This is a genomic window from Bacteroides sp. B1-V-101 (assembly GCF_023656585.1).
Lineage (GTDB): Bacteria > Bacteroidota > Bacteroidia > Bacteroidales > Bacteroidaceae > Bacteroides > Bacteroides thetaiotaomicron.
This window is the reverse complement of the sequence record NZ_JAMOKH010000021.1, coordinates 90,233-101,550: the sequence shown is the minus strand read 5'-3', so window position 1 is coordinate 101,550 and position 11,318 is coordinate 90,233. Positions and strand designations below refer to the sequence as shown.

Here is an 11,318-nt window from a genome sequence, read left to right as displayed (position 1 = left end):
TACAATATCAATCGATGTAACTTTCTTATTTATAGAATATTAGACAGGATATCTACGGTTTGGACAGGACCCGGAGAACCAATTATGCACTGATGACTTCGCCGGTCATTGGGCTCATAATGCCAATCTTTCGGTGAAAGCGATCATGGGTATAGCCGGATATAGCGAAATGGCGCATATGCTTGGTTTAGATGATGTTGCAGAGAAATATGCAGGTATAGCCAAGAAAATGGCGGTGAAATGGGAAGAAATGGCAAATGAAGGTGATCACTACCGTCTTGCTTTCGATCGTGAGAATACCTGGAGCCAGAAGTATAATATGATCTGGGACAAAATGTGGGATCTGAATTTATTCCCGAATAATGTAATCGACAAGGAAGTAAGTTACTATTTGACGAAACAGAATCCTTATGGATTGCCATTGGACTCCCGCAAAGAGTATACTAAGTCTGACTGGATAATTTGGACTGCAACTATGTCTCCGGATCAGGCTACTTTTGAAAAGTTCATAAACCCTCTCTATAAATATATCAATGAAACTACTTCACGGGTACCCATCAGCGACTGGCATCACACAGATAGCGGTGAATGGGTAGGCTTTAAAGCCCGGTCAGTAATCGGCGGTTATTGGATGAAAGTATTACTAGATAAAGTCTTAAATAATTAAATGTATGAAAATGAATATTTTACCTTTAAATTCAAATGTAGTATTATGAAAATGAAAAGTAACACAAAAAGTTGCTGTCAGCACATTCAGTGGATGATGTTGACTTTTATTGCTCTTTGCATTATAAGCTGTAAAGATGATGATAAAATGAGTGTAGCAGCTTTCGATCCATCGAAACCTGTAGTTATATCGGATTTCACACCTAAAGAAGGAGGAGCTTACCAAAAGATAGTTATTTACGGTGAGAACTTTGGAGCAGATCCTTCACTCGTAAAGGTTAATATTGGTGGTAAAGATGCTACAATCATTAGTACTCAAGGGACTTCTCTTTACTGTTTTGTACCTTCAGGTGCTTTCTCTGGAGAAATAAAAGTCTCAGTAGGAGAAGGAGAAAATGTACAAGTGGCTACTGCAAGTACTTCTTTTGTTTACCAAAAAAAGATGGTTGTCGGAACGTTATGCGGTTATCGAAATAATAATGATGATCAAGGTTGGAAAGATGGCCCATTTGAAACTTGTGCAGGTTTCCGTAATGATGGATTTTTAAAATTTGATCCAGCAAATCCCAATCACTTATATGTATGTTATGATGGTAAGAAAGAAATACAATTAATAGATTTAGAAAATCGCACACTTTCTTCACCAATGAACAATTCCAGTTTGCCGAATAGCCGTTTACGCAGTCTCGATTTCACTATTGATAAAAAATATATGATTGTAGCTGTAGATTTTGATGGTCAGCAAGAAAGAAGCCAAAGTGTTTACATTATTGAACGTAACTCAAAAGGGACTTTTGACAATGACTGTAATACACAGGAATTAGCTGCTTATAAACAATGTAATGGTGCCTCAATACACCCTAAAAATGGAGAATTGTATTTCAATAGTTATGATAAAGGGCAACTATACCGTTTGGATTTAAATGACTACTTTGAAACAATTAAAAGTGGGTTAGCTTGGGATCCTAAAGTCGTATCAAACGATCAATTTCAGTTACTATATACTGTTGCTGATCCTAGTTGGGAATACCGCATTTATATTCATCCTGAAGGTGAATATGCTTATATTGTTGTTCGCAATCAGCATTATATTTTACGAACTGATTATGACAAAGCTAATAAACGATTCGTTTTCCCGTATGTTGTAGCTGGCGCAAGAGGAAAAGCCGATTGGGTAGATGCAGTTGGTACTGATGCTCGTATGAACACTCCAGATCAAGGAGTATTTGTTTTGAATGATGAATATGTAAAAGAAGGACGATCAGATCATTACGATTTTTACTTTACTGAAAAAGGAAACCACTGCGTTCGCTTAATGACTCCAGAAGGCATTGTAAAGACCTATGCGGGACGTGGAAATAGCACTTCAGTTACAGATAACAACTTCTGGGGGACTGAAGATGGTGATTTACGTGAAGTAGCACGTTTCCGCGATCCGACAGGTTTTACCTATGACCCAGGGACTAATACATTCTACATATTAGATACTGTAGGTCGCAAAATTCGCACAATTTCAATGGAAAAAGAAGAAACAAATGCTGACGAAACGAATAATTAATTTTATGATAAATTCAATAGTATGAAGAACTTTATAATAACATTTTTAATGTTGATCGGATTCTCTGTAGCCATTTATGCACAGGAGACCGTAACCGTCACTGGTACTGTCACTGATACGAACGGTGAACCGATGATTGGAGTGAATATCACAGTAAAAGATATGCCAGGTATGGGAACTATAACCGACATAAATGGACATTATCGTATCAAAATGGAAACTTATCACAAATTACTATTCACATATATCGGTTATGAGAATGTAGAAATACTGGTAAAGGAACAACGTGTAGTAAACGTAAAAATGCAAGAAGCGGCAGCTAGTGCATTAGATGAGGTTGTTGTAACAGGTATGGGAACTCAAAAGAAGCTAACTGTAACTGGAGCTGTCACTAATGTAAATGTGGGAGATCTGAAACGTTATTCTTCATCCAATCTTTCCAATACATTAGCAGGTAATGTTCCTGGTATTATTGCTCGACAAACCTCTGGACAACCGGGAAAAAACACCTCTGAATTTTGGATTCGTGGTATTTCAACTTTTGGAGCAAGTAACAGTGCCTACATTCTAGTTGATGGGTTTGAACGTAACAATTTGGATGAAATCAATATTGAAGACATAGAATCTTTTACTGTTCTGAAAGATGCCTCTGCTACAGCCATTTACGGTTCAAAAGGAGCTAATGGCGTTGTATTAATTACTACCAAACATGGCAAAGCTGGCAAAGTGAATATTGACGCTAAAGTAGAAACGTCCTATAATACTCGCACCATGACGCCAAAATTTGTAGATGGTATGACATATGCCAATTTAATGAATGAAGCTAATGTAACTCGTAATAGAGGAGTAGTTTATCAACCAGAAGAACTAGAAATTATGCGCTTGGGACTTGACCCTGATATGTATCCCAACGTTGATTGGTCAGACCTAATTCTGAAAGATGGTGCATGGAGTTATCGTGCCAATTTAAATATCAATGGCGGTGGAACAACTGCGCGTTATTATGTTTCAGCAAGCTATGTTGAAGACCAAGGAATGTATAAAACTGACGATACATTAAAAAAGGATTATGATACGAACGCTAACTACAAACGTTGGAATTATCGCTTAAATACAGACATTGATATAACGAAAACAACCCTTTTGAAGGTAGGCGTATCTGGTTCGTTGACTAAACGCAATAGCCCGGGATTAGGAGATGAGGATTTATGGGGATCGCTTTTCGGTTATAATGCAATAAACTCACCAGTATATTATTCTGACGGGAAGACACCTATTTCGCATCGTAATGAACATAGCATGAATCCATGGGTATTTGCGACACAAACTGGCTATAATGAGGAATGGACAAACAATATTCAAACAAATGTGACGTTAGAGCAAAACTTTAATTTCATCACCAAAGGTTTACGTTTTATTGGACGTTTCGGATACGATACTAATAATAAAAGTAATATTCGTCGTCTTCGTCAGCCAGACCTTTATAAAGCCAATGGACGTAAACAAGAAACCGGTGAAATCATTTATGATAAAATGTATAGTGCCAAAGATATGTATGTAATAAGTGGTGGAGAAGGTGACCGTCGAGAGTTTTTGGATTTGCTAATGAGTTGGGATCGTGCTTTCAATGAACATCATCTAGGTGCAACGGTTAGATTTACACAAGATAGCAAAAAACAAACGGTTGAAGTAGGTACGGATATTAAAAACACTGTTGCCCGTCGTAATCAAGGTTTAGCCGGTCGATTTACTTACAATTGGAATTATCGCTATTTTGCAGACTTCAATTTCGGTTATAATGGTTCGGAAAATTTTGCAGTAGGACATCAATTTGGGTTTTTTCCAGCATTTTCTGTTGCATGGAACATTGCAGAGGAACCAATTATCAAGAAAAATCTAAAGTGGTTGAACATGTTCAAGGTACGTTATTCACATGGTAAAGTAGGTAATGATAATCTTGTAGAGGACAATAAGCAAGTACGATTCCCTTATCTATATACTCTTGATTGGATTAAAGATGGCGATGGAAAGAACACCAATGTATATAATTGGGGAACCATGTCCTACCCTAGGGAGTTCAATGGTATACATTATACGCAGGTAGCATCTCCTTATATAACATGGGAAATTGCTGTTAAGGATGACATTGGAGTGGATTTCTCTTTATTTGATGATAAATTTTCGGCTACAATAGACTATTTTAGTGAGAAACGTACGGGCATTTATATGACTCGAAACTTTCTGCCTACTATTACAGGTTTAGAAAGTAAACCAAGAGCTAATGTAGGAGAAGTACGTTCTAGAGGATTTGACGGAAATTTCACATTTAGAGAGAAAATCGGTAATGTAGACTTTACTGTTCGTGGCAATATGACATACAGTAAGAACGAAGTATTGGAAAAAGATGAAGAAAATAAAGTTTATCCTTATCAGTATGAACGTGGTTATCGTGTAGATCAAGAAAAAGGTTGGGTGGCATTAGGACTGTTTAAAGATTATGATGATATACGCAATAGTCCTAAACAAACTTGGACTGCTGTACAGCCAGGTGATATCAAATATAAAGATATCAATGGGGATGGTATAATTGACGATAGTGACCAAGTAGCTATTGGTGCAACAAAACGTCCGAATTTGATTTATGGTATTGGTACCTCCATTGCTTGGAAAGGCTTTGACGTTAATCTACATTTTCAAGGATCTGGTAAGTCAACCTTTTGTATAGATGGAAAAACTGTTAGGGCTTTTAGCGAAGGTGATTGGGGAAATATTCTCACAGATCTAATAGACGACCGTTGGGTAGATTCCGAGACTGCTGCTACCCTTGGTATACAAGCAAATGAAAATCCAAATGCATCTTATCCACGCTTAAGTTATGGAGAAAACTCAAATAATTTCAGAAATTCTACTTTTTGGATGCGTAATGGTCGATATTTCCGTTTAAAAAATGTAGATGTTGGATATACACTTCCTAAATCGTTTGTTAACAAACTCCATCTTAGTAATATCCGCATTTTCATGACAGGAACTAATCTATTGACATGGTCAAGTTTCAAATTATGGGATCCTGAAATGGGTAGTACTAATGGTGAACAATATCCATTAACTAAATCCGTAACAATGGGATTAACTGTTAACTTATAAAATAAATATGAGATTATGATTAAAAAAATATGTATATTAATGTTGATGATAACAGGTGCAGGACTAATGTCTTCTTGCTCTGATTATCTAGATTCGGATAAATACTTCAAAGACCGCACAACTATCGAATCTGTTTTTACTAACAAACAACGTGTGGAAGAATGGTTGGCATATGCTTATTCTTTCTTGAGAGATGACAATGCAGAAGTAGTAAGTAAAGATCCTGGAACTAATCCATTCTGTTTTGCAGATGATATGTATTATGGTGACCGTGATGAAACTTATGATCCAACTAAAAACGAATTATCATATAAGAAATTTAAGTTAGGGGAATATGGCGAAAATAATTGGAATGGTTCATGGGAAAGATGCTATAAAGGTATCTATCAGGCTTCAGTCTTTATTCACAATATTGATATAAATAAAGAAATGACTGCTGAAGAGATTCTTGATTATAAGGGTCAGGCTCGTTTTGTTCGCGCTTATTACTATTGGCTACTGCTACGTAGATATGGTCCAGTTCCCATAGTCCCAGATGAAGGAGTAGATTATACACAAAGTTATGATAAAATTGCAACTCCACGTAGTTCATATGAAGAAGTTGCTAATTTTATTAGTTCCGAAATGATACAGGCTGCTAAAGAGCTACAATACTATAGACGTATGGATGATGAAAATGTAGCCCGTCCAACCAAAGGGTCTGCATTAGCAACACGTGCTTATGCGCTAATCTTTGCTGCTAGTCCACTTGCAAATGGCAATAATGATGAGTTTGCTCAAGCAATGGTAGATGATCAGGGACGTCGTCTTTTGTCACCTGAGTATAGTGAAGAAAAATGGGCAAAAGCAGCTGCGGCTTGTCGAGATCTGATGGAAACAGGACAGTATGATTTATATCATGTATCTAAGTCAACTTCAAACAATGGTCCTCACGATCGTCCTACTATAACTCCACCAACACCACAAGAAGGACCTGATTTTGCAACTAAAAACTGGCCTGATGGCTGGGCTAATATTGATCCACTGAAGTCTTACCGAAATATATTTGATGGAACTGTATCTGCTGCGAGTAACTCAGAAATACTTTTCACAAGATCAAGTAAAAACACCAACAGTGATGATTTTAATATCAGTGGTTTAGTTCTTCATCAGATGCCTAAAGAAGATGGTGGATGGAATACACATGGACTAACACAAAAGATGGTAGATGCATATTATATGGCAGATGGTAGTAATTGTCGAGGTATGAATGCAATGTATGCAGGGGTTCCTGGATATGAAGAGCGTACAGATAGTCGTACTCGTGAAACTGAATTTACAACAGTTGAAGACCTCAAAAATAATAAATATCCTGAGTTAGGAGGATTGTATGAAGTCGGAAAGCCTGATGATCAGCAAAAGCCAGGGGTGGGAGTTTCTTTACAATATGTAAATCGCGAACCTCGTTTTTATGTTTCCGTTGCTTATAATGGATCAATGTGGTATTATTTGAATGATCCTCAAGAATCTCATCGTAATAGGCAAGTGTTTTATTATCGTGGAACAGGTGATGGATATATGAATAATGCTTATCATTTACGCACTGGCATTGGTATTAAGAAGTTTGTAAAACCAACTGACTATCCAAAAAATTACACAGAAAAGCCAGAACCTGCTATTCGTTATGCTGATATCTTGTTACTTTATGCAGAGGCTTTAAATGAATTGTCAGATGGTGCAACATACAATATTCCTTCTTGGGATGAAACCACAACCTATACTATAAGCCGTACGAAAGAAGAAATGCAAAAAGGAATCCATCCGGTGCGTATTCGTGCAGGTTTACCCGATTATTCATCGGCGACTTATGAAACACAGAAACTCATGCGTATAGCCTTGAAACGTGAACGTATGATCGAATTGATGGGTGAAGGCAAACGTTACTTTGATCTTCGTCGTTGGAAGGATGCTTCAATAGAAGAAACTGTATTGACTTATGGATGCAATGTTATAATGGACTCAGACAATCGGGATAAGTTTCATACTCCTGTAGCTACATTTGACCTTCCAACTGCATTTGCTCCTAAAATGTACTTCTGGCCAGTCAAACATGATGAATTGAAGCATAACGTACGTCTAACGCAAGCTCCTGGTTGGACATATTATGATTAATCCTATTAATACAATTAAAGATATGAAAAATATATATATATTAATCGCAGTATTTGCAACTGCTATATTAAGTGTTTCATGCAATGATGAATGGGCAGAAGAGCAATATGAACACTATATTGGCTTTCGTTCACCACTAAATGATCAAGGGGTAACTGAAATTTATGTTCCATACAGTCGCAAAAACATAGAAGGAGAATATGTTGCAGGAGGTGAAGGACGTTCTAATTACGAACTTCCAGTAATAGTAAGCGGTTCATTGACTAATCAGCAAAACATTACAGTACACGTTGCTCACGATGCAGATACGCTGAATACTTTAAATGCTTCGCGTTTTATGAGTCGTACAGATTTATATTATGAAGATATGATGGGGAAAGACTATAAATACGTGACTTTTCCTGAAACTATGGAGGTTAAAGCAGGAAATGATGTTGGCCTATTGAATATTAATTTTGATTTTAAAAATATTGATATGTCAGAGAAATGGGTACTCCCATTAACCGTAGTAGACGATCCTTCATATAATTACCAAGCAAATCCACGCAAGAATTACGCAAAAGCGATATTGAGAATCTATCCATTTAATGCTTATTCAGGAGTTTATTCCGGAACGTTGTTAAATAATTATCTCGCATCTGATAATACGGATCCTGAAAAAGCAGAAGAAGAGGAACAAAAGAATGGTTCAATCACAAAAAATTCAATTAAAGGCTATGTCGTAGATGAAAATACGATTTTCTTCTATGCAGGAAACATTGACGAAGATCGTACAGATCGAAAAAAATATAAGATATTTGCTAAATTTGAAGAAGGAGAAAGTGGAATGGTTACTTTATCAGGCGACACGGATGAAAACGGTATGAATTTTGAACTATATCCTAATAAACAAGCTTCTTTTCGTATTGTAGAAGAAATGGATGCAACTCGTCCATATCTGAAACATCGTTATGTAATAATTAATAATATTGATTACTATTATTCTGATTATACAGCTGTTGCAGGAACATCAGTTCGCTACCATGTGAAAGGCACTCTGACTTTGTCACGCAAGATCAATACTCAGATCCCAGATGAAGATCAAGCAATTGAGTGGTAGCTAATGCAATAAACTAAGCTTAATTTTAAAAGAGACTGTCCTTCAATTGGAGAACAGTCTCTTTCTATTTTTAGAATATTAAAATTGAATATATATAAACTTCTAACAGCCTTATTTATATATAATTATATCCTAACTAGTATAGCTATTCTAGATCATTAATCTCAAAGTATCAATAATATAAACTTCTTACTTGCTGCAAGATTAACTCTATTTTATATTCTGAAAAGATATAATTTACTAATTGTAAAGAATACAGGTTCATTCATGCAACAGAAATATAGTTATTTATCTTATAGGCTTTTGACCCCATCTATTCGATTATAATATCAAGATGTTATTAGGAAAGATTCTATATGAACTATAAAGTATCTCCATAATTTGTATTTTGCTTTGGATAAACAAATCTTAAACCATAATTAGACTAATAATATTCTAAAAAGGCAAACTAAAAATGTGCCCAATGGCCCCTATCTGGAATAGGTGAAAAGTTGATATAGTTTACCTTAAAGCGTTAGAGGATATATTAGAGACTAGCTAAAAAATAACAAAGAAATTCTATAAGAAAATAGCATTTAAAATATATTGTATACCGCATAAGTACAACACAAGCACAACCCTGCATATGGATAGCAATCTGATATTCAACGTATTAACCCGGAAATATACGGTTTGGACAGGACCCGGAGAACCAATTATGCACGGATGACTTCGCCGGTCATTGGGCTCATAATGCCAATCTTTCAGTAAAAGCGATCATGGGTGTAGCCGGATATAGCGAAATGGCGCATATACTTGGTTTATATGATGTTGCAGAGAAATATGCAGGTATAGCCAAGAAAATGGCGGTGAAATGGGAAGAAATGGCAAATGAAGGTGATCATTACCGCCTTGCTTTCGACCGTGAGAATACCTGGAGTCAGAAATATAATATGATTTGGGACAAGATGTGGAATCTGAATTTGTTCCCCAATAATGTAATCGACAAGGAAGTAAGTTACTATTTGACGAAACAGAATCCTTATGGATTGCCATTGGACTCCCGCAAAGAGTATACTAAGTCTGACTGGATAATTTGGACTGCAACTATGTCTCCGGATCAGGCTACTTTTGAAAAGTTCATAAATCCTCTCTATAAATATATCAATGAAACTACTTCACGGGTACCCATCAGTGATTGGCATGATACGAAAACAGGCAAAATGACTGGTTTTAAGGCTCGTTCTGTAATCGGAGGATATTGGATGAAAGTACTAGTGAATAAGAATTCAAATAATCTGTAAAAATGAATACAAATATTTTTACCAATAAAATCCAATGTATTATGAAAATGAAAAGTAAGACCAAAAGTTGCTGTCAGTACACTCAATGGGTAGTACTGGCTTTACTTACACTTATCTTTGCTAGTTGCAAAGATAATGATGACGCAACAGGAGATTTTGATCCGAATAAGCCTGTTGTCATTTCTGAATTCAGTCCAAAAGAAGGAGGACTTGGAACTCGAATGCTCTTGTATGGAGAGAACTTCGGAAGTGATATTTCTAAAATAAAGGTAACTATCGGTGGACAAGACTCCAAAGTTGTAGGAGCAAAAGGAAAAAGCCTCTACTGTGTTGTGCCAGCTAAAGCTTATGATGGAGATATTAAATTAAGTATTCTCAACGATGAAGGTGAAGAAATTGCAAATACAGAAGCCAATGAGAAGTTTGTATATCAAAAGAAGATGCTTGTTACAACATTTCTAGGAACAATGTATGATGGAAACACCAAATATGATTTAAAAGATGGACCTTTTGATGATTGTGGTGGCTTTGGAGGTGCTGTTTGGTTGTCCTTTGATCCCAAAAATCACAATCATTTATATCTAGTGGGTGAACAGCACCCTACCCGTTTGATTGACTTTGAAAAAGAATATGTAAGTACCGTATATAGTGGATTAAGCAAAGTACGTACCATCTGCTGGACACATGAAGCTGACAGCATGATTATTACCAATGACCAAAATAATAATGATAGACCGAACAATTATATTCTTACACGTGAATCAGGATTCAAAGTTATAACAGAATTGACAAAAGGTCAAAACTGTAATGGTGCAGAAACTCATCCTATAAATGGAGAATTATATTTCAATTCATGGAATGCTGGTCAAGTGTTTCGATATGATTTTACAACTCAGGAAACTACCCCTTTGTTTACGATACAAGATAGTGGATGGGAGTTTCATATCCAATTCCACCCTAGCGGAAACTATGCATACATTGTAGTAGTTAATCAACATTACATCTTACGTTCTGATTATGACTGGAAGACAAAGCGCCTTACCACCCCATATATTGTTTGTGGTCAGCAGGGTGCCAAAGATTGGGTAGATGGAGTTGGTAAAAAAGCCCGCATGCATGCTCCCCGACAAGGTACATTCGTAAAGAATCCAGCATACAAAGGGAGCAGCGATGAATATGACTTTTATTTCTGTGATAGAGAAAACCACTGTATCCGTATCTTAACACCACAAGGTCGAGTAACGACATTTGCTGGTAGAGGCAGTAATGGAACTTCCGGATATAATGATGGTGATTTACGCCAAGAAGCACGCTTCAATCATCCTGAAGGAATCGTATACGATGAAGAAAGAGAATGTTTCTTTATAGGTGACCGTGAAAACCGCCGTATTCGCAAAATTGGCTACGAAGAATAATA

General features: G+C 36.4%; 5 protein-coding genes and 2 pseudogenes. All 7 read left to right on the top strand.

Annotated features, from left to right (window positions below):
- Positions 1-43: 43 nt before the first annotated feature.
- A pseudogene (locus NBH01_RS16140) lies at positions 44-667 on the top strand (DUF1793 domain-containing protein); the annotation flags it as partial.
- A 51-nt stretch (positions 668-718) separates the two neighbouring features.
- Positions 719-2,224 (top strand): IPT/TIG domain-containing protein, encoded by a 1,506-nt coding sequence (locus tag NBH01_RS16135; protein WP_055220893.1) that lies wholly within the window; start codon positions 719-721, stop codon positions 2,222-2,224.
- Positions 2,225-2,245: 21 nt separating this feature from the next.
- A complete protein-coding gene (locus NBH01_RS16130; protein WP_234141779.1) occupies positions 2,246-5,368 on the top strand; it encodes a SusC/RagA family TonB-linked outer membrane protein in 3,123 nt (1,040 codons plus the stop codon).
- 15 nt (positions 5,369-5,383) lie between these two features.
- Positions 5,384-7,519, top strand: a complete 2,136-nt coding sequence (locus tag NBH01_RS16125) for a RagB/SusD family nutrient uptake outer membrane protein (protein ID WP_250700193.1) — start codon at positions 5,384-5,386, stop codon at positions 7,517-7,519.
- A gap of 22 nt (positions 7,520-7,541) precedes the next feature.
- The gene (locus NBH01_RS16120; protein ID WP_055220891.1) at positions 7,542-8,618 is read left to right on the top strand and encodes a DUF4973 domain-containing protein; all 1,077 of its coding nucleotides are present in this window, start codon (positions 7,542-7,544) and stop codon (positions 8,616-8,618) included.
- A 665-nt stretch (positions 8,619-9,283) separates the two neighbouring features.
- Positions 9,284-9,901 (top strand): annotated as a pseudogene (locus NBH01_RS16115) (DUF1793 domain-containing protein); the annotation flags it as partial.
- Between the two features lie 2 nt (positions 9,902-9,903).
- Positions 9,904-11,316, top strand: coding sequence for an IPT/TIG domain-containing protein (locus NBH01_RS16110; RefSeq protein WP_225679787.1), 1,413 nt, complete (start codon positions 9,904-9,906; stop codon positions 11,314-11,316).
- Positions 11,317-11,318 lie beyond the last annotated feature (2 nt).

What these genes read in the sequence shown, in the direction of transcription:
- NBH01_RS16135 (WP_055220893.1), top strand. Translation starts at nt 719, where the DNA reads ATGAAAAGTAACACAAAAAGTTGCTGTCAGCACATTCAGTGGATGATG.
- NBH01_RS16130 (WP_234141779.1), top strand. Translation starts at nt 2,246, where the DNA reads ATGAAGAACTTTATAATAACATTTTTAATGTTGATCGGATTCTCTGTA.
- NBH01_RS16125 (WP_250700193.1), top strand. Translation starts at nt 5,384, where the DNA reads ATGATTAAAAAAATATGTATATTAATGTTGATGATAACAGGTGCAGGA.
- NBH01_RS16120 (WP_055220891.1), top strand. Translation starts at nt 7,542, where the DNA reads ATGAAAAATATATATATATTAATCGCAGTATTTGCAACTGCTATATTA.
- NBH01_RS16110 (WP_225679787.1), top strand. Translation starts at nt 9,904, where the DNA reads ATGAATACAAATATTTTTACCAATAAAATCCAATGTATTATGAAAATG.